Source organism: Myxococcales bacterium, assembly GCA_023898405.1.
Lineage (GTDB): Bacteria > Myxococcota > UBA727 > UBA727 > JABDBI01.
In genome coordinates, this window is sequence record CP060221.1 from 208,839 (window position 1) to 234,033 (window position 25,195).

General features: G+C 38.6%; 18 protein-coding genes. 5 read left to right on the plus strand and 13 right to left on the minus strand.

What is annotated here, in order from left to right; genetic code table 11:
- Positions 1-389: 389 nt before the first annotated feature.
- A complete protein-coding gene (locus H6731_01055) occupies positions 390-1,307 on the plus strand; it encodes a hypothetical protein (GenBank protein ID USN51030.1) in 918 nt (305 codons plus the stop codon).
- Positions 1,308-1,538: 231 nt separating this feature from the next.
- Here the strand turns inward: H6731_01055 and H6731_01060 are convergent, their stop codons facing one another.
- The 4 genes from H6731_01060 to H6731_01075 form a co-directional block, all read right to left on the minus strand.
- Positions 1,539-2,402, minus strand: a complete 864-nt coding sequence (locus H6731_01060; protein ID USN51031.1) for a hypothetical protein — start codon at positions 2,400-2,402, stop codon at positions 1,539-1,541.
- Positions 2,403-2,681: 279 nt separating this feature from the next.
- A complete protein-coding gene (locus H6731_01065; GenBank protein ID USN51032.1) occupies positions 2,682-3,503 on the minus strand; it encodes a hypothetical protein in 822 nt (273 codons plus the stop codon).
- Positions 3,504-3,756: 253 nt separating this feature from the next.
- Entirely contained in the window at positions 3,757-4,695 is a 939-nt protein-coding gene (locus tag H6731_01070) for a tyrosine recombinase XerC (protein USN51033.1), read from the minus strand.
- Positions 4,665-5,879, minus strand: coding sequence for a multidrug effflux MFS transporter (locus H6731_01075; protein USN51907.1), 1,215 nt, complete (start codon positions 5,877-5,879; stop codon positions 4,665-4,667). The genes H6731_01070 and H6731_01075 overlap by 31 nt, the downstream gene beginning before the upstream one ends.
- A gap of 83 nt (positions 5,880-5,962) precedes the next feature.
- On the opposite strand from H6731_01075, the gene H6731_01080 reads away from it, so the two are divergent.
- Positions 5,963-6,844 carry a LysR family transcriptional regulator gene (locus H6731_01080; protein ID USN51034.1) on the plus strand — a complete coding sequence of 294 codons (882 nt, stop codon included), beginning with the start codon at positions 5,963-5,965 and terminating at the stop codon, positions 6,842-6,844.
- Here the strand turns inward: H6731_01080 and trmFO are convergent.
- From trmFO to H6731_01095, 3 genes are all read right to left on the minus strand, one after another.
- Entirely contained in the window at positions 6,833-8,197 is a 1,365-nt protein-coding gene (gene trmFO / locus H6731_01085) for a methylenetetrahydrofolate--tRNA-(uracil(54)-C(5))-methyltransferase (FADH(2)-oxidizing) TrmFO (GenBank protein ID USN51035.1), read from the minus strand. The two genes, H6731_01080 and trmFO, sit on opposite strands and share 12 nt — an antisense overlap.
- Before the next feature lie 28 nt (positions 8,198-8,225).
- On the minus strand, positions 8,226-9,302 hold the full coding sequence (locus H6731_01090; GenBank protein USN51036.1) for an HD domain-containing protein: 1,077 nt from the start codon (positions 9,300-9,302) through the stop codon (positions 8,226-8,228).
- A 123-nt stretch (positions 9,303-9,425) separates the two neighbouring features.
- Positions 9,426-10,637 (minus strand): DUF418 domain-containing protein, encoded by a 1,212-nt coding sequence (locus H6731_01095; protein ID USN51037.1) that lies wholly within the window; start codon positions 10,635-10,637, stop codon positions 9,426-9,428.
- A gap of 397 nt (positions 10,638-11,034) precedes the next feature.
- Between H6731_01095 and H6731_01100 the strand changes: the two genes are divergently transcribed.
- Positions 11,035-12,519, plus strand: coding sequence for a sodium-dependent transporter (locus tag H6731_01100; protein USN51038.1), 1,485 nt, complete (start codon positions 11,035-11,037; stop codon positions 12,517-12,519).
- 42 nt (positions 12,520-12,561) lie between these two features.
- On the opposite strand, the gene H6731_01105 is transcribed toward H6731_01100, so the two are convergent.
- Complete coding sequence (locus H6731_01105) at positions 12,562-13,251, minus strand: hypothetical protein (protein USN51039.1); 690 nt, start codon at positions 13,249-13,251, stop codon at positions 12,562-12,564.
- Positions 13,252-13,451: 200 nt separating this feature from the next.
- Here H6731_01105 and H6731_01110 point away from each other — a divergent pair, with 200 nt between their 5' ends.
- Together H6731_01110 and H6731_01115 are read left to right on the plus strand one after the other, a co-directional pair.
- A complete protein-coding gene (locus H6731_01110) occupies positions 13,452-14,321 on the plus strand; it encodes a macro domain-containing protein (protein ID USN51040.1) in 870 nt (289 codons plus the stop codon).
- Positions 14,322-14,528: 207 nt separating this feature from the next.
- Entirely contained in the window at positions 14,529-15,869 is a 1,341-nt protein-coding gene (locus H6731_01115) for a sodium:solute symporter family protein (GenBank protein USN51041.1), read from the plus strand.
- Between the two features lie 66 nt (positions 15,870-15,935).
- On the opposite strand, the gene H6731_01120 is transcribed toward H6731_01115, so the two are convergent.
- The 5 genes from H6731_01120 to H6731_01140 form a co-directional block, all read right to left on the minus strand.
- Positions 15,936-18,614 (minus strand): insulinase family protein, encoded by a 2,679-nt coding sequence (locus tag H6731_01120; protein ID USN51042.1) that lies wholly within the window; start codon positions 18,612-18,614, stop codon positions 15,936-15,938.
- 208 nt (positions 18,615-18,822) lie between these two features.
- A complete protein-coding gene (locus H6731_01125) occupies positions 18,823-21,099 on the minus strand; it encodes a hypothetical protein (GenBank protein ID USN51043.1) in 2,277 nt (758 codons plus the stop codon).
- Between the two features lie 25 nt (positions 21,100-21,124).
- Positions 21,125-21,721 (minus strand): hypothetical protein, encoded by a 597-nt coding sequence (locus H6731_01130; protein ID USN51044.1) that lies wholly within the window; start codon positions 21,719-21,721, stop codon positions 21,125-21,127.
- 247 nt (positions 21,722-21,968) lie between these two features.
- The gene (locus H6731_01135; protein ID USN51045.1) at positions 21,969-24,053 is read right to left on the minus strand and encodes a glycine--tRNA ligase subunit beta; all 2,085 of its coding nucleotides are present in this window, start codon (positions 24,051-24,053) and stop codon (positions 21,969-21,971) included.
- A gap of 15 nt (positions 24,054-24,068) precedes the next feature.
- Positions 24,069-24,929: a glycine--tRNA ligase subunit alpha gene (locus H6731_01140; protein ID USN51046.1), complete on the minus strand. Its 861-nt coding sequence runs from the start codon at positions 24,927-24,929 to the stop codon at positions 24,069-24,071.
- Between the last annotated feature and the right edge of the window lie 266 nt (positions 24,930-25,195).

Below are 25,195 nucleotides of genomic sequence, written 5' to 3' on the forward strand. Positions count from 1 at the left end.
ACATAGTTAACATTCCTTATCAAAAAAAATTTTTAAGAAACCATAAAAAATTATTATAAAATCGTAAACAATTTAAGCAGGCAATAAATCTATCTCAATATTTTTTTAAAAAACTATTATTCAACACTTAATCAATAAATAGCTTTTCAATTCTGATTAATGAGTAATATTATGACGTTTATTACTCTAGACAGGAAAAATCACCTCTGAACCGCAAAAGATACTTGAGTATATCCAGCATTCATAGTTCTAAAAATATTTCCTTGGTTCAAATTTATTTTGCTCATAAATAGCGTTTATAAGACTCATTGTATTCTTATAAAAGTCCGCTAAGAATCTATGTCGGTCATTAGCCATTCCATTCTTTGGTTCTAGCAATTGAGGTTTTTATGAAATATTTTCCTTTTATGTGTGCCCCCCTTTTCTTTATTCTATGCATAACCGGCTGTGATAGCAGTAAAGTTTCTCTCCCAAAATCATCTTTTATAGGCGCTGCGGCCATTGGGGATCTGATCAGTATTGATATTGAAGGTGATAAATTCCGCTTCAAGGGCCTTGTAGGAAAGCTTGACAACATAAATATTGAAGGAAAATTACGAAAAGCAGAAGGATTTGAGCGCCACGTCTATGAAAGCCCTGATATGCCTGGATTTACTTTAGTCTACACGCCAGACAGCGTTACCTACCATGAAAATGGGAATGAATTTGGGAAATACGGCGTAACGGTACCAAAAATCTCAACCAATTATAGTGCTACTTCTATTGCCGGTAATTACAACTACGTAAGCCAGTATGCTGGTAATATGCTTGAGCATGGTACTTTTACCATCAACCCAAATAACACATGGTCTCTTTGGATAGGCGTTAATGGAAGTAATGTTGATAATTCTAACGCTCAAGGTACGTGGGAAGATAAGGGTCTAGGATATTTACTTATTAAAGGTACTGCAAAGGATGATATTGATGACAATGTAGCCTTTAATGCACATGCAATGCTTAATCAAAATGGAGTGTTAGTAATTGACTTGGTAACTAATCATGGCATTGCCATAGGCATGAAACAGCAAGAGATTCAGCCAATATCAGCCAAATATGATGTGATATCATCTGGTAGCAGCGAGCTTGAGCTCGTGACAGTAAATCAAAAGAAAGCAATAATAGGTGAACACACAATTCCTCTGGACTACAATAACCCTTGGACTGGGTTTGTTTCTCACGACACTAATTTTATGGGAGTACTTTCACCTAGTGCTAATACTTTTTTTGGATTTGACAAACAAGGTCTTTTTGTAGCTGTTAAACAATAGGCTTTATTTAAACAATCTGGCTCTAAATCAGCATTTTACTTTTTGATTTAGAGCCTTATCTAGCATTTTTAACCTGCGAATATTCATATAAAATATTTTATATTTTTTATTCTTGTTCATTCGGCCCACATTATTTTTAATACCGACAGCAAAAATAATATCTAAGACTTTCTATCTCTCACCAATAAAAAGTATAAGCTTGGATGCACAAGTCGCTTAGTTTCATTTATATTAATTAAGAGCATCACCTTTATAGAGAACACCTATTATCTTGCCATGATTGCGTGTTTCGTGTCGTGTAAAGGTATAAATTCTTCCTTCCGAATCATCGACTAAGATAAAATTATTTATCAAAGGCAAATCTTCATGAGCATTTAATAGAGCTTGAAGGCCTTCAAATTTATCTTGGAACCCAGCAGCATAATCATTTTGACCAATTCCTGCTTTCGTTAAAAAATTAATTTTATTTTGATCGTTAGCATTAATAGAATCGCTCGAACAAATACCAACAAAGCCAACTTTTTGTTTAAGCGCTCTTACTATCGACTGATTCATTGGCTCAACCGCTTCATAAATGTACTCTGATGAGTTCATTTGAGGATTTATTAGATTTGCTAGGGTTGCATCAAAATCAAAACAGATTGCAGTTGTGAGAAGTTCATTTTCAGGGATTTCTTGAGCAATTATTTTTTCCAAATGTGCCATTGTTGTTATCTGAAACACGAATTTGTTTTTGTGCGCAATTTCATAGAAGTTATCAAGTTTTTTTATTTGGTGAGAAATTAGCTTTACTTCTCCCTGACCCGAGCTTGTACTAAACAAACCTTTAGCCATTCCGTATCGGCAGACAGAATACTCCTCATTATTTTCTTCTGCTATTAATTCAAGTTTTAAGTGAAACAAGAATTTTAGAGATGCTAAGTTATCTCTTTCATGTTTTGAGCATGTTAATAAATATCCATTCACTTGTAAAACATTGCCCTTTAGTAACATCTTTTTATCTTTATTATAAAATTTTAATTTAGAAGGGCAAAGGTCTGCTTGTAGCGCAAAAGAAAATAAAACTAACATATTAACCAGCAACTTAACCATCATGAATAAGCTCCAATTTTATGAAAAAATATTTAGTGGAGAGATAATGATTAGTCGGCCATCATTCAATCCACTGACACATTATCGGAATAGCAGAGTGATAAGTTACTGCAGAAACAACCTCCTGGAGAAGTCTGCCTGACTCCCTCAATGGATTCTTACCGCACTAAGCAATTTTTTCTGGAAAAAATACAACATCAGAACAGATAAAATCCATAAAAAAACGGGTTTATCTTTTATGCTGCATATAAATTAAAAATTAGCACTATAGCTATAAAGGGATTATTCATCAAAAACAATTAGAGTTTCGCTCGCAACAGGGTCTAATAATTCCTGAACCTCCTGGACGAACTCATCATGCTCGAGCTTCGTTTCCATGATCAATTGTCCAGCAATATTAAACCGCGCGCCCGTATGATAAAAAAGCCCGTCGGTGTCGTTAGCAAGTTTCACCAGCGCTGCAAAGATGTTGTGACTTAACTTGGACTGCTTGTTAAGCGTAATTTTAAGACGCAGCTTAGATTCTTCTAAGTGATACTGAATCACATGTTCCAGATGTTCTACTTCACGATTATCGCTATCTGGTTGCCTATGCAATGAACAAATAAACAGGATAATGCTTCCTGCCATTATGGAATCATTTTCCAGTTTCATATACGCAAGAATAACATCTAATGAATGGTCAAAAGGTGAAGCTATATTTTTTTCAAACACTATCTTTGTTTCGATATAGCGTTCAAAATAGTTTTTTATTAAAGCCCGGAAAAAATTATCTCTTGGCAATCTAATAAATAGCTCACTCACTCTATCGTTGTATCGTGAGTGCGCAACAACCGCGCGTACAAGGGGTATAATACCTACCCAATCGATTTTAAAAATACGCTGAGATTTTTTTTTAAAAGAATTTAAAAATGATGTGTAGCATTTTACAAAATCTTTGTGAGAAAAATTTCCCGCTTCATCAAGAAAAATTGTTTCAGGATCACTTTTGTCAAAAACTTTCACATAGAAATTTATTTTTTTAGGGACGTTATAAGCAGCAGAGGAAATTTTAGAAATTAAAATCATGCTAATCAGCAAAAAATACTTTATTAATGAATACACTCAAATACTCCTATAAAAATATTTTTTTCCTTTGTCTTCGCCTAAAAACAAGCTTTGTTTCCGTTTGAGAGCCTCTCTATATGCCTGCAGAACATGGAACTTCCATACATTCTAAACCTCATAGGCATATAGGAGTCTACATTCCTCTCTTCTGATGATGCACGTTTGCTTTTCTGTCAGATTCACCAAAATATTGCGCAAAGTTTTAGGTTAATTTTTTTGCCAAACCATCCCGTTCAGCCAAATATGAGACTTAGCTTTTATTTTTTTTCTTCGCATGAGGGTGGGCATTATCGTATTGGCGCATAAGAGAGGACAGATCTACATCGGTATAGCGTTCTGTAGTCGCGATTGTAGCATGACCTAGAAGTTCTTGAATCGCTCGTAAGTCTGCTCCGCTCTCAAGCAAGTGTGTTGCGTATGAGTGACGCAAGCGATGAGGGGAAAGATTTTTATTAATATTCAGCTCACGCCCTAGACGCCCTAACACTGTTCGAACAACTCGAACGTGCAGACGCTCGCCGCGTTTTCCTACGAACAGAGCTTTTTCATCCATATCTTTGAGCATTTCTACACGATAGCGCATAATCCACAGTTTTAGCCTTTCAATACAAATTTGATGGATAGGAACAATCCGTTCTTTTTTACCCTTCCCCATAATTCTTACAAGACGATTTTCAAAATCTATGTGATCCATATCGATTGCCACCAGCTCAGAAACTCTAATGCCGCTTGCATAAAGCAACTCACAGATCACCTGATTGCGCACAAAAATGGCTTCATCGCCATGTTCAAGATCGCATAATGAAAATGCTTCATCGACACTCACTGGTTTGGGCAAGGGTTTGAAAACTTTAGGGTTTTCAATCAGATCCGCCGGAGAACTTTTAATACGCCCTACACGCACTTGGAATTTTAGAAATGTTCTTAACGCACTCAAACGACGGGCAATACTTACGTTTTTGTATCTATGATAACAAAAGGATAAATATTCACGTAGGTGATAGTGGTTAATCTGGGACAGCACATCCTCAATGGCTATCTTGGTGCGTGCCCAGTCAAAAAAATGCGAAAGGTCAGCTTGATATGCCGCCACCGTATTTTCGGAAAGACGGCGTTCATAGCGCAAATGTTCAAGAAAATGGGAAAGTTCAGTGTTCATCAAATATTTTTTTGCTGAGCGCCTCGACATAGGACGCTAGGCTTCCTCATAGTGCACACGCCATGCATCATAAATGCTAATACTAAGAAATACAAAGCCATTGGCCAAATACTGCCGTTATGAAAGACTCCCATCAACTCAGTCATAGCGCCGATCATAAGATAATACATCAAACCAAAGAAAGCCCCAGCGCTTCCTAATACTGTTTGATAAGCCTGCAGAGCCAAGCTTATGCAGTTTGGAATCATTATTCCTACACCAGTAAACACAATCATCATGGGCACAACAAGCGAAATTACTCCAAGCAAACCATGTTCTGCACTGATCAAGTTTCCTACAGCTACCAACAAGAATACTCCTCCAAGTAAAGTAAGCGCTCCTATTTTTATCACCGATTCGCTATCGAGGTGCTTATTCAATCGGTGAGATAAAATAGAAGCAAATAAAATTGGCAATGCTACAGTCAGACCAAACATTCCGTATTGGCTCGAACTAAATCCTAAAATTTCAGTAAATAAAAAAGGTGCCTCACCATAATAGCTAAAAATTATTCCGTTACATGCAGCTATTAAAAAAGAGAATGCCCAAATGGATTTATCTGCAACCATTTTTTTGCTCAACTCGAACATATTTACAAAAACAGCGTTCCCTTGCTTGGTTTCAGGCAAAGAATTAAAGGTAGAGCAAAAAAGCCAAATACCCATAATAAGAAGTGCCAAAAAATTGGTTTGAAACCCCCATATTTCAGCAATATAGCCACCAATAAATGGACCCAGGGCAGGACTAAAAGCAATGGCACCACTAATAATAGAAAACACCTGACTTCGTCTTTGTCCAGAGTAAATATCGCGCATAATGGTCTGAGTAACAACAGAACCTGCACTAGCCCCCAGCGCCTGAATAAAGCGAGCAAACACTAATACACTGATAGTGCTCGAAAAGTAGCAAAAAATGCATCCTATGATGTAAATAGCTATCCCCCAAAGCATTGCTGGTCTGCGTCCAAATTTGTCAGCCAAACGCCCCCACAGCAACACGCCTAAAGCAAAACCAACGAAGTAAATACTGAGCGTCAGGTTGACTAAAGCATTGCCAATACCAAAATAGTGAGCAAGATCTGGCAGAGAAGGGGTATAAATGGTCTCACTGATTTGAGGAAAACCAACAAGAGCAATCAATAATAATATGGATGGTTCAATAATCTTTTTCATGATGCGAAGTATGATTATGATAAATAAATTTACAATATTATAATTTAATAATACATATTAACTAAAAGTTAACAATAGGTTCTATTATGAGCAAATTTGAACAGATAAATACCTTTGTAAAGGTGGCCGATAATCTAAATTTTGCCCAAGCAGCCCGAACATTAAAAATTTCAACTGCGGCAGTGAGCAAACAAATAAGCCAACTTGAAGACGAATTAAAAACTCCGCTCTTTTATCGCTCAACTCGTCGCGTTGAGCTGTCTGAACTTGGGAAAATTTACTTGCAGCAGTGCAAGCGGATTTTGCATGAGATAGCAGATGCAGATGCCCTAATTTCCCAAGCCAAACGTGAGCCCTCTGGCCATCTGAGAATTACTTCAGGACGCCATTTTGCCAATCATTTTATTGTGCCCTATTTAGCTGAGTTCATGACTCACTACCCTCAGGTACAAATTCACCTAGAACTTGCCGAACGTACTCCTGATCTTGAAAAAGAAAATATCGATATTCTAATAGGAATGTCTATTCCTGGTCCACATGACGCCATACAAAGAGTAATAGGAAAAACACGCTATCTCTTATGTGCTTCACCTGATTATTTAAAAAAATTTGGCATTCCTGAGCGCCCAAAAGATCTTACAGTTCATCATTACATCGCACATAGCATGCGTTTGCCTATCGACGAAATTTATTTAAGAAATCAAATCATACAGCTAAAACCTGTAGTTAGCGTTAATGATACAGAAGCAATGCTTGAGTGTGCAATTCAAGGCATGGGGATCGTGAAATTACACGAATATGTTGTCCAGCAAGCGATTCGAGAAAAAAAACTTATAGAAGTCCTAAAAAAATATAGAGGAGATGAGCTCTCACTTTATCTTTGCTATCAACCTCGACGCTATGTAGAGCCAAAAATTCGTGCTTTTATCGATTTTACTTTAAAAAAAATAGGGCAATCAAAGAGCTAAACTCATTTCTTCACAGCTCATAAGCTTGCTTTTAAATTCTTTAATGGCCTTTATTCCTCTTTCATACATTTGCTCGCGCCTATATGCACGGCCTAAAGATTTCCTGCAATCAACAGGTGGCACCATCGCCCAAGTAATATTGGATGGAACATAGAGATCTTTGGCTCGTGCTCGGTGATTTCCCAGAACATGTCCATAGAGGCCACCCAAGGCTGACTCTACAGGAAACAAACATGACTGATTTTTGATGAGCCCCCTCACTATGTATGCCACTACTAAGCCCATAGCCATTGATTCAACATAGCCCTCAACTCCAGTTATCTGACCAGCCAAAAATATATTTGTCGCTTGCCCTTGAGCATTCTTAATCCGTAAATTTGCATCTAAAACTTCAGGGCCATTTACATAAGTATTGCGATGAATCGCACCGAAGCGCATAAACTTTAGATTATGTAATGCTGGAATCAAAGAAAATATCGCCTTTTGCTCGGGAATAGTCATGCGAGTCTGACAACCTACTAAGTTATAACTTGTGCCATATTTATCTTCTTTGCGCAGCTGCAACACGGCATAGGGGCGTTCTTTTAGATGAGGGTCATAGAGACCCACTGGTTTAAATGGACCAAAACGCAAAGTTTCCACTCCCCTTTCAGCCATAACTTCAATTGGAAGACACCCTTCAAAATAATGCGCATTCTCGAATTCATGCATTTGTGCTCGAGAAGAATTTTGAAGACGCTCAATAAATTGTTCATATACGACCTTATCCATAGGGCAGTTAATATAATCGCCTTCACCCTCTTCGTGCCATCTAGATTGCTTAAAAGCTTTGTTCATATCGATACTTTCAGCATCGATTATTGGAGCTATGGCATCATAAAATTCCAAACGTTTTTGCCCAATCACTTCGATCAGGTCTTTAGCCAGATCATCGCTCGTCAAAGGACCAGTTGCCATGATGGTGGGAATAGAATCCATAGGCAAACTAGACACCTCCTCACGACATAGCTGAATATTAGGAGTTTTTTCAATGGCTTCTTCCACCAGGCGAGAAAAAATTTCTCTATCGACAGCCAATGCATCTCCAGCAGGCACTTGGGCTTCCAACGCAAAACGCATGAGAAAACCATTTAATAAAAGCATTTCATCTTTTAATAAAGCCACAGCATTAGAAGTTTTGGTTGAACGAAAAGAGTTAGAGCATACAAGTTCTGCTACACCATCAAGTTTTTGAGCAGGAGTTTTTTTATAGGGCTTCATTTCAAAAAGTTTTACTTTCAAACCAAACGAAGCAAGTTGTAAAGCCGCCTCACAACCTGCAAGACCAGCTCCTATCACACGAACATCAAACAAGTTACACCTCTGATTTCATAAAATTTTTTTACAGACAAAACCCTGTTTTAATTTTTTTCTCGGTCTGGGAGAAATTCTCTTTAAATTCCTTATCCATGTGTGATGTACGAGAAATTTTTCGTCCTTTAATTTTCACTAAAGGATCCACACCGCGAAATTTTGAAAAATATTTTTTATCACATTGCTGCGGAAAAACTTTCTTTGTCCATTGAGTGTGAGATATTTGCATAACTAACGCTTGGATATGGGGATTCGACGAACAGCGAAAAATTCGCCAAATTTCTTGATCATTTTTTTCATACAAAATATCTTCCAAAGTAATTAAATTATTTTCTATCGACTTTTGAAACAACTCTTTGCTCAAAAAATTTACCGCCAAAGAAATAGACCCACCCCAGCGATTAAGCGTCTCATGCAGGGAAATATCACCAATTTTTTTGGCCATATTTAAATCTTTCAAATACCAGGTGTTATTTTTATATCGCAAGTTTTTGACCGTTTCCCTTACGTCTGCGACACTCATAAATCCCTCTTTAATACCTGCGCTCAGTATATAATCGATGCGATCGGCACAAAGATCAGGATGACTTTGTTTTAAAGCGGGAAAATATTGCTGCAAAATATTCATATCGTGAGCAGAGTAGCCATACTTATTTAGGATCCGAGCAATCCCCCTTTGCTGCAAAAATTGTTCATGAATTCGATCTTGATAAGCTCCACTCACTTGGTCGCCCAAAAATAGCACGTCGGTAGAATGAGAAAAAGCCGTATGAGATACATCATGCAAAAGACCAGCAATCTGCTCAAGGCGAGAGCACCCCACTTGTTTTAATAAGTAGTAGACTCCCAATGAATGAGTATAACGGGTATACGATCGTTGACTTTTGACAGCGTATTCAAAAGTGCCATATTGATTAATATGTTTCAGGCGCTGCATTGGCTCTGAATAAATGAGCTCAAGGGCCAATGGATCTTCAACCGTTAAGGTGCCATAGATAGTTTCAAAACTACTCGATAGTGGATGGGCACGATTAGTCTCTGTGCTATTTTTCATAATCGAACAGGAAGAAACGCACAAAAAGCTCACTAATAAAAAATTATACAAGCAGTGCTCCTTAAAAATTCTTTCTCCTAATACTGCTATCAGTTAAGAATTTGGACGCAAGCTGGAAGCGAATATAAAGCGCCCTTGAAAACTATTTACCGACCAAGGATTTGCTAACTATCTTTAGAGCAGTCTCTCGACTGAAAGCTTTGCAATTTGTTGTCTCTTGAGTTGCGGAAAACAACCATAGATTGCAGCTCGCCATAGCCATTCAAAAGGGCCCATTTTGAAATGCTTGAGCCACAACGAGCTTAGTATCATTGAGAAAATTATTAAAGAAAGCAGGATAGGTAACTCATAAAATGGTCCAAAGCTGCCATAAAGCCCTAAACCATAGCTGTAAAAAACGAGACTGAGCACTATATTATGAAGCAAATAGTTAGTCAAAGACATTCTTCCTATCACAGAAAATGGACGACACAGCCTAAGCCACCAAGAATGGTGACATAAAAAAATTATACTGCTTGAATAAAAAATTCCCCGTAAAAATCCTTTAATCGCAAAAAGTGCCTCCCCCACCAAAGGCAAACTGTCAGAGATAATAGCAACCACAAAGGTAAGCGCAAAGCTAATCAGAGCTGTTCTTTTGGCTACAACATAATCTGTGCTTAATTTTTTAAGCCATCCACTCACAAATACCCAATATCCAAAATAAAAACACAAGAGCAATTGGCTATAAAACATAAGAAAATCAACGATCTGAAACAAATTTATTCCGTACAAATACCCAGGAATATAAGAACCCAAAAAATCATTGATGCGTTGTTTGCTCACCGCTATAAAGTCTCCCTGACTATAGGTAAGAAGCGCTTTTGCTGTGGCGGGAAACGGTGGGTGATCATTGAGGTAGTAAAAGCTGATGGATAAAAAAATTGTTAGGGAAGCGATGGTAAGAAGATACAAAAGAATTTCATGAGCATTTTTGGAATAGAGCCAAACCAAACTAAAGCCTAAAAGTGCATATGCTACCAAAATATCGCCCCACCACACCAAGGTTGCGTGAAGTATACCTAGAAGTAACAAGGAGAGTAATCGTCTTTTCAAAAGATTTTGAGCCAAAAATGCTGGCTTATTTTTCATAAATATTGCTGTTGAAAGTCCAAAAAGACACGCAAATATAGGATAAAAATTATCATTGGCAAAACAATACAGCAGCTTCGAATACCACACATCAGCCAAAGTATTTTGAAAGGCAAAAGTATGACTATCTTTATAGGCCGGACCATTAAGCGCAGGACCATTTACCAGTAAAACACCTATAATTGCTATTCCTCGCACCACATCTAAGCTCAAAATTCTTGTCTGAGAGCTCTCTTGGTGCTGCTGGCCAAGCATCTTAAATCCTCTTAAATTGCTACGAGCATGGAGTTATAGAAGAATCAAATAGGCTTTGGCGCAAATTTCATTTTCTTATTCGGAAAACACACCATATTTTTTACAGCCAAAAATTGTTAGACTGTAAGTCAACACCAATAAAAAACAACTATTTTATATTGTTTATCGAATATAAAAGATATATTTCATTACAAAGTAGTGTATGAATTCACATCACTTGACATCATTTAAGCCATTGCTATGGTCATATAGATATTTGGGCACCGGCGATATAACTTCAAAATTTTAATTGATTGAATACTTAGCTACTCCTAGATTTCTAGGGAGCCATAAATGGTCATTTCAAAAAAATTAAATTTTGCCTTTAGTTTGCTCTCATGTTTTGAGGATTTAATTTGTGAAGCAGAAAAAGATGACTTGGGTCAAAGAATCTGGTTTTATTTTTGCAATGATTGGCTCTGCGGTCGGTTTTGCAAATATTCTAGCTTTTAGTGCTAAATGCTATAAAAATGGTGGTGGTGCTTTTCTAATACCCTACGCCATAGCCATGATAGTAATCGGTATTCCCATGCTTTTTTTAGAAGGCGCCATTGGTAAAAATTTTGGCCTTCCTATTAGTGGAGCCTACGCCAAAGCTGTTTCTTCAAAGTGGAAATTTTTTGGTTGGCTTGCTGCCCTTTCGTGCCTTACCATTGGCTCTTTTTATTCAGTGTTAACAGGTTGGTCAGTTGCTTACACCTATTTCGCTGCAACCAATGTTATCCCAGAAAATAGTGCCCATTTTTTTCAACATGATTTCCTAAAAATTTCTGATTCGATTCTTGTCACCAATGGCGTGAGCTTACCAATATTCTTTTCAACAGTTATCGTCGCTTTTTTTACCTGGATCGTAAGTTCTAAAAATATCAGCGCAGGCATTGAAAAAGTTTGCGCATTCTTCATGCCTCTGCTGTTTATCCTAGTCACGTTATTTAGTCTGATAACTTTAATGCTTCCCGGTGCATGGGAAGGTTTTGGCTATTATATAAAACCAGATTTCTCTAAACTCATGGATCTGAGCCTGTGGAGAGATGCTTTTGGCCAGGTATTTTTTAGTTTTTCCTTAGGCTTGGGGATTGTTGTAGGCTATGCGAGGCACACTAAAAAAGAAACCAATATGAGACGAGCCATGATTTCTGTTGCCATTGGAGATACGCTTATCTCTGTCATTTCTGGTTTTGCTATTTTTGGCTGCATTGGTTTTATGAGCAATAAAACGGGTGTGCCCTTTCATGAAATCGTTCAATCAAGCTCAACTTTTGAGATAGGATTTATTATTTTTCCTCAAATACTTCATACCTTTCCAGCATGGGTGAGCCCACTTGTTGGAACTGTTTTTTTCTTTTGTGTATTTATTGCTGGAATCACCGGAGTATTTTCCATTGTGGAATCTGTCGCTGGAAATTTTGAAGTAGAATTCAAACTTAATCGCAAAGCAGCTGTTCTTATTAGTGTCTTTATCATGTGGCTGCTTTCAACATTTTTTTGTATGGGAAACGGAGTAGCACTTTTGGGGGCCATTGAACCTATGGTAATGGGTTATTCATTGCTCATTGGTGCTATTGCTCAGATCATAGCATTCATGTTTATCGATAAAAATCTTGCTCATGATCCAACCTTTATTAACAGCAAACAACAAACCGGTTGGTTTTATTACATTGCAAAATATCTTGGCCTTGCGTTTCTTATCATTACTCTCTTTGGCGCTCTTTATAATGAAAGCCAGGAAAACTTCGATATCACCCATATAGTGCGTTGGGGCTGGTTCGCAGTTGTCAGTTTTATTGCACTTATCTTAAGCTCTATTTCAACAAAAAAAGGCCAGCACTACTCAGCGCATTAATACCTATGGCTGAATCGAGTGCCGACTTTTTTAAAGATCGTTTTATCGACTTATAATGTTGGCAATATTAGGTGAAATGGCTGTCAGCACATCGCAAGATTCTAATGAACAATCACAAACTGGGCTTCCGCTTGCATTAAGGTCGCACAGACACGTAAAATCGCACCGTTCAAGGTGAGCCTCGAGCTTACCTTCGCATTTACACACACATTGGTTATCACAATCAAAGCGACAGCGTGACTGTCCTACTGAACTTGAGCTTGCTGGGGCACAGCCACCGTTACATTGATTTCCGGAACAATTACATTTGCAATTTTCTGTCACACCACCAATTTTTGTATTGACAGCAGGCGTAATACAATCAGAAAGATCATACAAACAATTTTCACTGCATCGCACGGTTCCACTTATTCCCCCAAGTTCGCTGCAATTGGGGTTAGTCACCGCTCCTTTATCGCAATCTTCATTAATTCCATTAATAATGCCGTCACCACAAACCCCAGGTGTTACCAATCTCGGCGTACCTCCCACAATAGTCGTAGCAGGAGAAGAAGACTTCGATGTCATCCCCAAACCTCCCGGAGGTGTTGCTAGTTCAGCAGCAGTAATCATATCAAGGTATTGATTTAATTTTTCTTGTTCGGCTGATTGTCTGCAAGAGACAAGCCCCAGCAGCATGATTGAAATTAAATTAGCAAAAAACAGATAAAATACTTTCTCACACCGCATCATTATCACCAGACAAAACTAAAGCCATGTTCAATATATTAATTAAACAAGATTTCAGTCAAATTTAGTAACAAATGACCACAATGAAAAAACAATAAAACCTCAAAAGATTCCACAGACAAAAATAATAAAAACAAATATTTTATTAACACCAAATAAATGATATCGATCTTAAAATAAAACTAAATTTAGGAACATAAAAAATGAAAAGCTCGAGCTTATTGATATCTGTTTTATTATCTTTTCTCTCTTCGTGCAATCATATGAGCCAACCAGAATCGTTGCAGCTTCAAGAAAAAAACAATACTCACAAGGAAGAAAAGAATCTAAAAAAAGCAGACCAAGAAAAAGTGCAGCTCAAAGATCAGACTGCTTTTCCAAAACTTTTTACAAAGTTGCCAGATCTTGCTCAAACAGGTGGGTGGAGCAAAACATTAAGCACAAAAGCGATACAAATTCCTTCTGATACTCCCTCGCAGGCACAGGTATTTTTTTCAGCGCAAAAGAATATCAGTGGCCTTAAACGAGAAATTTCTGTCGTATTTGGCGACCTTCTCAAGGAATCAGGCGTTATTGTAAATGCAGCCAATGGCGGACTCGAAGGAGGTGCGGGTATCGATGGTCTCATTCATAATGCAGCCAAAGTCGATGGCCAAGATAAACTCATAGATGAGGCTATTGCTTATAAGGCCTTCCATAAAATAAATAGCTTTCCTACTGGGTCTGCTATGGCTATGCATTCGTATGGTTTAGGCCCCGCAATAAACATGATTATTTTTACTGTCGGTCCACAGGGTGCGAGCACTCCTCAAACAGATCTAGAACTATTCTCTGCAACCTATAATAGCCTTCTAAAAGCCAGCGAATACAAAGCAACGAGCATTTCTATCCCCACAATATCCACAGGAATTTTTGCTTTCCCGCCAGAACGAGCAGCCGAGCTCTATTTTGGAGCAATACTTCAGTTTTTTATTGATCACCCCCAAACATCGCTTATCAAAGTGCGGCTGATGGATAATAAACAGGATAAATTTAAAAACTTGGGCGAACGCTTTAATATGCTCTTTCCTTAGTAGTCTTGACAGTATTTCTTTTTCAGATATTTCATTCGTCATGGACGTGCTAAAACAAAATCATCGACATCATCATCATTTGGCCAAAGATGTGCCAGATTTTGATGCGTGCTGATTTTTAGATTTGCGATCATCAATATGCTGGCCGAATGGGTCAGCATTTTTTTTGGCGCAACCTATTCGACCGGGTAAAAAGGAGAAAATCACATGGAATCCCTATCATCCGGCCTTTTTTTGGCTCTCACAGGTTTTGTTTATTTATTGGTAGCCTTTTTAGCTTCCAAAGGTGTCTCTACCCAATCTGATTACCTTTTAGGCAATCGGAATTTCAGCACGCTCAGCATTACACTGACGCTTGTCGCGACACAGTTAGGTGCGGGTATGATATTTGGCACAGCGCAAGAATCTTTTGAAAAAGGTTTTTGGGGTTTAGGCTATAACTTTGGCATGTCACTGGGGCTTATTATTTTGGGGCTTGGAGTTGGATCGCGCCTTCGCGAGCTCAACATAAACACTACTGCCGAATTATTTGAAACCAAGTATGCATCACCGAATTTACGAAAACTTGCAGCTCTCATATCTATCTTTACCATGGGGGGCATCCTTGCTGCGCAGATTGTTGCATCGCGACAACTCTTTTCATCGCTTTTTGATTTAAGCCCCTGGTGGCTTATAGCTTTTTGGCTAGTAGTAATTAGCTACACCATGTTTGGGGGTATCAAAGCTATTATTGCTACAGATATTCTTCAAGTAATTTTGATTGTCGTGGTTTTTTTAGGAGTAGTTTTCTTGGTAATCCCAAGGCAAGAAATCTTTTCCTTAGGCGAGCTTACTTTTCCCAAAGGCTCAGATTACTCCTTTAACAGCCAAGGATTTTTATCGGTACTGATGCTACCTGCACTCTTTTCTCTTATTGAACAAGATTTAGCACAGCGATTTTTTGCAGCGCGAAACCAAAAAGTGGCTACCCTATCGGCTCTTTTTGCCGCTGTTATTCTGCTGACTTTTGCAAGCATCCCAATGCTTCTTGGCATTTATGCAAAAAGTGTTGGCATCATTCCTGTTGATGGGCAATCTCCTTTGGTACTGCTCTTACAAAGCAAACTATCGAGCTTTGGCATGACTGTCGTAGCCTGCGCATTGTTGGCAGCGATATGTTCCACGGCTGATTCATTACTTGGGGCTGCAAGCTCAAACTTAATTGCCGATTTTGCTAATAAAAATTCTAAGCGCGCAGTACTTAATTCACAGCTCATCACTTTTTTGGTGGGGAGTTTGGCCTTAGTAATCGCTTTTTATTTTGACAGCGTCATCGCATTGCTCGTAAAAAGTTATTCCCTTTCCATCAGCGCACTGTTTGTGCCGTTGCTTATAGCTATGTTTAGCAAAAATCCATCTAAAACTGGTGCTCAATTTTCGGTTAGCTCCGGTTTTGTAATTTTTATATTGTGCGAATTTCTAGATTTAAAAGACACAAGTGTTTTTATAGCGCTGTTTTTTTCAGCCATTGCATATTATGCTGGCTCTTTTTACCAGAAGAACAAATAATTTTTCTCAATAAAAAACTATGCCAAAAATTTATTTGGCATAGTCATTATGCATCACTCAAAATCTTTAATTAATCTTGGACTCATCCCCGGCAATCACCATTGAGAAACGAGCTTTACTCCACCATTTTTGTATGGCAGTTCTTATATCTTGTTGGCTGAGACTATTCATTTTCTCAAACAGTTTTTCTCGCCACATGAAATCCCTAGCTATCTCTAGATCATGAGATAAGGTACTCACTAAATATCCATCATTAGCCAAATTATTTTTGAAGCTTAGAAAGATGCTCTCTTGGGCATTTTTTAATTCTTCAGCACTTACACCATCATCAATGAAGCGTTTCCATTCTTCATCGATTGCTTTTTTTGCGCGAGACACACTAGATGGTGCAGACATTGCATACAGATTGACCGAGGCTGTTTCATCATGTCTACTTATCTCAACCCAGGAGCCAGCGCCATAAGAAATTCCTTCTTTCTCACGTATACGATGCATCAGGCGAGAGTTCATATTTTCGCCGAACATATAATTTGCCAATTTTAATGCTGCAAAATCCTCATAATCATCACGCATTGGAAAATTAAAAGCAGATGAGATAAGCGCCATTTCTTTATCTTTGGTATTAAAAATAAGCTCTTTGGCACTATTTTCAATAAAGGGCCTTCGAGGGCGCTCATACGGAATGGCCGATGAAGCATTGAACAAATTAGGAATCTGCTCCATAGAACCACTGTCTATATCTCCTACCAAACCAAGACAAAGGTTTTGGCACGAAAATAATTTTTGATAGGCCTCTTTTACTCGTTCAAGCTTTAAAGATTTTAGTGCTGTAATATGTTCTTCAAAACTTGGCACATAGAAAAAATTATCTTTGGGCCATGGGTTTTTTAGTCGCTCCAGCTCTTGGAAACCCAAGCGCTGTGGATCATTTTTTATCTCTTCATAGTCATCAATTTCACGCTGCTTAACTATGAAAAATTCTTCTTCTTTAAACTGTGGATTTTGCAAAACATGGGCCGCAAGTTCGAGCGCTTTTGCTTGATAACTTCTTTCGGTTTTAAGTGAAACGGACAAACTACCCGCATGGCCTCCCATATCAAGTGAAGTCATGATGGAGTCTAGCTTGTCCCGCAATTCTTGATAGCTGTACTTTGTTGTTCCCCGCCACAAAAGCGCAGGCATGATTTCTAGTTCTTCATGGTATTGCTTCAGGAGTTCTTCGCGTCCATAGCGAACAATAGCCTGAGCCCTCAGGGATTCACCTCGAGTTTTTTTAGCTAATAATGCAACTGATTGCCAATCATTAAGCTTTAATCGTTGGATATGTTGCTCAATATTTTTGGCATCAGCAATAAAAGATTCTCCCTTAGAGAGGATATTGTCTTCTTTAAGCGCATCAAGTTTCTGATTGATATCGCCAACCTCGTCTATTTTTGCACGTACGACATGCTTTGTAGGAATAAAAATTCCACTCGTACGATTGCTACGGATAAAATAATAACAAGCAACACGTTTCACATCATCTAAGCTGGTATTTTCAACCTGCTCTTTATACCAAAAGAACAAACGCCAGTCTCCGCAGGCAATAGCCTCACTCAATTTCAGTGCCACCTCTTTGCTATTTGATAAGGATTGTTTGAAACGTTTTAGATAACGGTTTTTAATTCGTTCAATCTGTTGTTCATCAATTCCATCCAAAGCATTTTCTTCAATCAGCTCGATCATACGATCACGAACACTTACTGCTTGTTCATCTTTGATTGGACGAGCAAAACATAAAGCCATTCCCGGTTCACATAAAGCATAAACCATAGAAAATAATTCTGAAGATTGGGAATTTTCAACAAGCTCTCGATAAAGCAAACCGCTTGGTTCATCAGTTAAAGCATCCATAAAAATTTTTATAGCTGCATGATCTGGATGGGAAGCCGCAGGAACATGATAAGCGGCAGAAACACTTGCCATATCTCCACTGCGCTCTAACACAACCTCACGAGGCCCATCTTGAGAAGGCTCCTCCGTGTAGGTCTGTTCTAAAATGCGCGATGGCTTAGCAAGTACAGCAAAATATTTTTCAATTAAATCCATGGCCTCTTGCTGTTCAAACTGCCCCGCCACTATTAAGACAGCATTATCTGGCTGGTAGTAGTGCTCATAAAATTTACGTAAAGTACTAGCTGGTACTCGCTCAATATCGGAACGATTACCAATAGTAGTTTTTCCATAATTGTGCCAGCGATAGGCTGCTGACATAACTTGATCATGAAGCACATGAACCGGGTTATTCTCCCCCATTTCAAATTCATTGCGCACCACGGTCATTTCAGCATCAAGATCTTGTTGCAATATGAGACTATTAATCATGCGATCGGCTTCAAGAGCCAGAGCGAATTCAAGATTTTCTTTGGTGGGAGTCAAGGTTTCAAAATAATTGGTACGATCAAACCAAGTAGTTGCGTTAAATTTTGCACCTTTGTCTTGCAAAGCACCCTTCACATCTCGTCGTGTTTTTGTTCCTCTAAACAACATATGCTCAAGGAGATGAGCCATTCCCGCCTCTCCCCGGCCTTCATGACGAGAGCCCACTAAATAAGTAATATTAACCGTCACATTAGCTTGAGATTGATCTTCAAATAAAAGCACCTTTAAACCGTTATTCAGAACATATTCATCGATACCTTGGAAATTTCTGATTGGTGTAAAAGAAGACGGCAGCTTTATGTCGGAGCGGGGAAAATTATTCATCAAAGCCTCATTTACCTTTTAGTGTTGCTTCATAGCGCTAAGCCTATCGGGCAAAAAACATCAAGTTAATGCCACCATTTCTATAAAAAAGTACAGCTTAGTCGCTTTTGATTCTGATGAAGCTAGCAAGCATAAAGAGCTTTGTTAATAAGTAAGCAACAAAAAAACCCCGCAAATTCGCAGGGCTTTTCTCAAGAATCAACAATTCTTACTCGAATCGCAACTCTCGCACTTCTCCATTTTCATCAAAGTAGTTCTTTATCCCCTTGCCAGTAAATGCGTTATAAAAATCAACATGGGGCCAGGACTCAAAGAGCATATTAAAATCCTGGGCAGTCAAACAACGTGGCTCAGGTTGGCATATTTTTGCAATAGTTGCATCATTCTTATCAGCGGTATCACAAAAATCATTTACTCTGCCCAAATCACACTTACCATCTCTATCGGCAGTCATTTTTTGTTTCGACATAGCCTGCCGGATGGCCTCCTGCTCTTTATCGAATTGCTGTCGTTTTTCCATGTACTGGCCAAAAAATCCTTTGATATCGCGCCAATAAACTGATCTACGCAGAGCCTCTGCAAGATAATTGGTAAACTCAGACTGGATTTTTTCACGTTGCGATTTGTAAGCATCATCATTATCAAAGCTCTCTAAATCAACTTTGATATCCTTGGTGAGCTCTGTATGCATATCCGATGGATCTTTTCCGCTGGTACTAAAATCTATAAATAGGATCTTATCTGCCAAACTGCTATTAACCAGATTGTGCATTCCATGCTCACCACCCGAATCGTCTTCAAGAACCACGATAATTTTACCCACATCTTTCAGCGGACTAACTAATTTTTCACTGAACTCTAGAGTTCCAGGGATAGCCAAAGCAGCTATGCCATAGTGACGCATGGTCAATGTATCAGATTCACCTTCAACGAAATAAACTGAATCCAAAGCCTCATAAAGTGGCAAATACTCAAGTCCATAGATTATACGTTTTTGCGATTCTCTCAGCGTGCCATTCTCATTGAACAAGAAATTAGGAAAACGATCCGTGCTTCCTTGGGCAGAATCCATTGAAGTTCTAAAACGGAAATAGTCTACTCTTCGCTCATCTGGATTATTTGAACCAGCAGGTAAAGTATAAGCATTCATTTTTACGCCAAAGATTGGTCCGTATTTTTGGTGCGGGAAAATTCCGTCAGCAAAACCTTGCCTGATAAGCTCTGAAACGGAAATATTCTTCTTACGTGAATAGTCTTGCAGCGTAGCCGAGGGAATAATTTCATACTTGGTATAGACTTCTTTATTTTTGGAATTTGCTTTTGGTTTTCCACTTAAAATTCCCTCACCCACATCCTCCGTGTATTTTTTGCCCTTCAGCTCTTTATATCTGTTGCTCGGATTATAGGGAGCTGAAATTTTTCGTGGAGGCAAACCTTTGTCTTTATTAGCGCCAAAATATCCAGGATCTGTAAGTCCAACTCCTTCATCGATATATTTTTCCAAGATTTTTTTGAACTGTTCCTCTTTTTGTGTATTTTTTAGTAAGCTCAAATCTTTTGGATCTGCTTGATTCCTAAAAATATTCAAATGTAGATCCGATGCATCGCCATAACCTCCCAGAACTACCAGCTTGACTCTTTTTGCAAAATCTTGATAATCGGGTTGATCTTCGATAGAAATATTGCGCATACAATCGAGTAAAACTTTACCACCGGTATCAGGCTCCATAAGCACATAGATATCCTTAATACCCTTAAGATATTTCATATAGTTATCATGCCATTTGGAAGCGCCACCAAATGCCAAAGCTGGATATCCGTGGTACCACAAGGTCAAAGCTGTTGACTCACCCTCTACCAAGAAAATTCTATTTTGTTTGAAAGCCTGCCCTAATCGCCACAACCCATAGGGAATTTTAGTTTGATCAACAGGGCTTTTATTTTTCCTGCATACACTGCGCCCATAGGCATTTTTTATCGGAGGATTGAGCGATGTAAGTTTTTCGTAAAACCTTAAAATTTTATCTGGCTTTTTATGAGACATGGTAATTCTTGCTACATAACCCATGTCTTTCAATACACCTAACTTGGTTAGTGGATAGGGATTATCAAAGTTATCAAAGCCTGATGAATAAACCTCACGTTCCATTCCTGGTGCAGGCATATAAAAGTTTGTACGGACAATGTTTGGCAAAACAAGCTTAGTTCTGCTCACTCCATCCTGCCCTACTTCCTGTACAACTTGAGTTCCCCATTCTTTTTCTTTACCGTTGGCCTTCAACTTATCTGCAACGAGTTTAAAAGGGCCAAAGTCTCTCAAGCCCATTCTGATGAGAAATTCTTTAGGCAAAAGTTTACTGATGGAATACTCATCTAACGTTGCCCCTGGGCGATCATTTAAATCGCGATACCATTGATAAATTTCTTTAGCAGAAGATTCAAAACCCACTATTAGCATTACGGTCATCAAAAACAATTTATTCATAACTTAAATCCCCAGATTTATAAAATTATTTAGTAAATTTATAATATTCACTATCATTAACTTTAAGCAGTAAAACGTCGTTATTATCACATTTTATCACACTGCATTCTTTCCTGACATTAGCATCTTTTTTCTTAGTTAAGACAAGTGTAGATGGAGTTGCTGCATCAAGCTTCCCAGTATAGGTATCTGAAAGTGTAATAACAAATTTATTGATAATTTCATCGAATTTTACGTCTAGAGAATTCGAAATATTTAGAGTAAAATCGATACCTTTATCAGCTCCATCACGAACTAATCGGCCTTTCCACTTGGTATCAGCAAGCTCGGCAAAATCTTGTGCCTGTATTACTTTGGGCTTAATGCAACTTTCTTCCAAATTAACAGCTTGCCCTAACTCAGGTTCTTGCAGATTTTCTTCAGGCTCTGATTTTTCACCCTCTGGTTTTTCACTCTCTGGTTTTTTGTTGGGCTCTTGCTTACTTGGCTCCTGTAAAGATTGTGGTTTACCATCACCATTTTTTTGATCTTTATTTTCTCCGCAGCCAGCAAAATTTAGAATAAGACCTGCCAATAAAATAAAAGAAAACAATTTACTTACAAACTTAAAAACTTCACTCATCTTACTTCTCTTTGTTTATAACTAAGCCATTAAATACCTAGACCAATACTTATAACAACAGAGAACTATAACGACAAAGCTGATCTTTTATATGCATTAAAAAATGGCCAACTAGGCCATTTCATAGAGATTCTATCTAAAGCAAAACGTTCTGCTTTGGACGAAGAATGATGAATATAACGCTTTCCGAAGTTATCTATGTGACTCCAGATTGATTAAGAAACTACTGTTTTTTAACAATCACCCACTATAGATGAGTAAAATCAGCAATTTTATCAGCTGTATTTTTGATACTATTGAGTAAACTTAAACGAGCCAACTTGAGTTTGTCGTCATCCACCATGACCATTACATTTTCAAAGAAAGCATCAAGTTTAGGCTTAATAAGAACAATACGAGCAAAAAGATCTTTATAATCTAAAGCTCCTTTAGCAGCTTCTACCGAGGCTATCAGTTCTTTTTCACACGACAAAGTAAGCACAGCATTTGGATCACAGTCTTTGAAATCTTGTGCAATATTCTGGGCTTTTTTAACAATGTTACTCGCTCGTTTGATGGTTTGTGCCAAACTATCAAAGTTCTCTGGATTTTCTTTGCGCAAGCTCAACAAGATCCGAGCTTTTGAAAAAACATCGCATAAATTTGCAGATGACACAGCTAACACAGCATCAGCAAAACTAACTGCAAGCTCTCTGTCTTCACTGGAAAGTTCTTCGATGAGCACCCCTCGAGCACGCTGAATGAAGAACTCAGTAATCTCTTTGCTCAGTTCTTGTTTTCTAGAGGCAAATTTTTCTTGATAACGTGCTAACGCACTACCAATAAGAACAGGAACCTCAATATCAAAACCAAAAGAAGTTAAAATCCTCACTATAGCAATGGCACATCGTCGTAGAGCAAAGGGATCTTTATTGCCTTTGGGGCCCTTACCTATTGCCATGATCCCCACAAGCGTATCAATTTTATCAGCTATGGATAAAATCGCTGATACTTTCGATACAGGCAAATTATCTTCAGAAAACCGCGGCCAATAATGTGTCTTTATTGCCTCACAAACATCCTCGCTGTGGCCATTTTTTCGAGCATAGATGCTCCCCATTACACCTTGAAGTTCAGGGAACTGCCCTACTACGCCACAGACCAAATCTGCTTTTAGCAAAGGTGCTGCTTCTTTAATACAGTCAAGTTTCTGCTCGTCAAAAGATAATATCTTGGCAAGCTCCAAGGCTATTGTTTCGATTCGCTCTGACTTTTCCTTAACGGTGCCAAGTTCCCTTTCAAAAACCAACGAGGCAAGGCCTTGTGCATGCTTGGCCAAAGTTTTCTTTTGATCCTCGGCAAAATAAAATGCTCCGTCATCAAAACGGGCACGAAGGACGCGCGCATTACCCTGAGCAAAAATCTGTTCATCATGAGGGTAAACACCTGCTACACAAATAAAATAAGGTTTGAGCTGCTTATTTTGTCCATACACTGCAAAATATTTTTGGTGTACTTTCATCTCGCTGATCAGAATTTCTTCAGGAATCGATAGATATTCTTCATCAAAGCTACCCACGACGACAAAAGGATACTCAACTAAATTTTTCACAGTATCCATTAACTCAGGATCTTCTAAGAGTTGCCCATTAAGTGCCTTAACTTTATGCGAGGCTTGCTCATAAATAGACTGAGCTCTTTCTTTTGCATCAAGCATCACATAGCGTTTGCTCAATTCATCGAGATACTGTTGTTTTGAGCCTACCAAAAATGCTTCGGGACTTAAAAATCGATGACCGTAGGAATATTTTCCTGATTGCACATCAGCAAATTTAAACTCAATATTGTGGCCATCAAATAAAGTCACCATCCACCGAACAGGGCGAGCAAAAGATTCTCCACTTTCTTCCCAACGCATACGCTTTTTAAATGGAATCTTGCGCATCATATCATGAAGAATCTCGGGCAGCATCGATGCTGTATCTTTGCCTTTGATAAATATCTTTGCGGCAATCACATCACCTTTATCTGTTTTTTTGATAAAAAGCGCTGACTCATCGATTCCTTTGGCTCTGATAAATCCTAAGCCTGCTTTAGAAAGAACACCAGGTTGTTCATAGGCAACAGTGACGCTTGGGCCCAAAATTTCTTCTTCACAGTCTTCTTGCTTGATAGCAACATCATCGCACATAAGCACCAAGCGACGAGGGGTTGCTTGAACTGAAATTCCCAAAGCTGCTAGTCCTCTCTCTTTGAGGGCAGCCTCAAAATAATCAGCCATAAAAGCTGTGGCTGGCTCTAGAGAGTGGGCAGGCAATTCTTCAACACCTATTTCAAATAATAATTCTGGCATTTTCAAATCCTAGTCTTAAGCATTGTGTTCAAGATATTTAAGGGCACAATTTTTAGCCATTGCGCGAATACGACCAATATAATGTGCTCGTTCAGTAACACTTACAGCGCCTCGAGCATCAAGCACATTAAACGCATGACTACACTTAAGAACATAGTCATAAGCAGGAATAGACATTTCAGCCTCAAGAAGCATTTGAGCTTGCCGGTAATAGTCTTCAAAATGCCGTTGTTGCATTTCAATATCAGCAAGATGAAAATTATGATGGGACCACTCAAACTCGTCTCGTTTGTGGACATCGCCATAGCTTATTTTTTTTCCATCTGGCAAAACTGCCCACACAAGATCAAAAACGTTTTCAACGTTTTGCATGTACATAGCAAGCCGTTCTAACCCATAGGTAAGTTCGCAACAGGGCGTAGAAAGCTCAATGCCTCCATTTTGTTGAAAATAAGTAAATTGGGTTACTTCCATACCATGAGCCCAAACTTCCCATCCGAGCCCCCATGATCCTAAAGCTGGATGTTCCCAATCGTCTTCAACAAATCGAACATCAAAATCTTTGGGCTCGAAGCCGATGGCCCTAAGAGAATCAAGATAGAGTTCCTGAGTATTTTTAGGACAGGGTTTCAAAATAACCTGGTACTGATAAAAGTGCTGCATGCGGTTGGGATTTTCTCCGTAGCGCCCATCTGCAGGCCTGCGACTTGGCTCTACATAGGCCACATTCCACGGCTTATCTCCCAACACTCGCAAAAAAGTATGCTGATTGAGCGTCCCTGCTCCTACTTCCGTATCGCAAGGCTGAGCAATAACACAGCCATAATCAGCCCAGTAGCGTTCCAGCTTAAGAATCATATCTTGAAAGGTCTTCATGAGCCTTATTAACCTCGGTTTGGCTTTTCTTTTCTCTGTTCACTTAGTATGCAACGTGCTAGCAATATCAATTTAATCAGGCAACTAGGGGACTATTGCTAGTTTTGACAAAACCAAGAAATGGAGATAGCACATGAGAAATTTTATCGTTGCATCGATCGCGATAACTTTGATTACGGGAATGGGGTGCACCAAAGGCTGCAAACAAACAGATTCTCAAGCTGCCCCCAATGCTAACAAAACAGATAGCGTCCACGAAAAAAGCG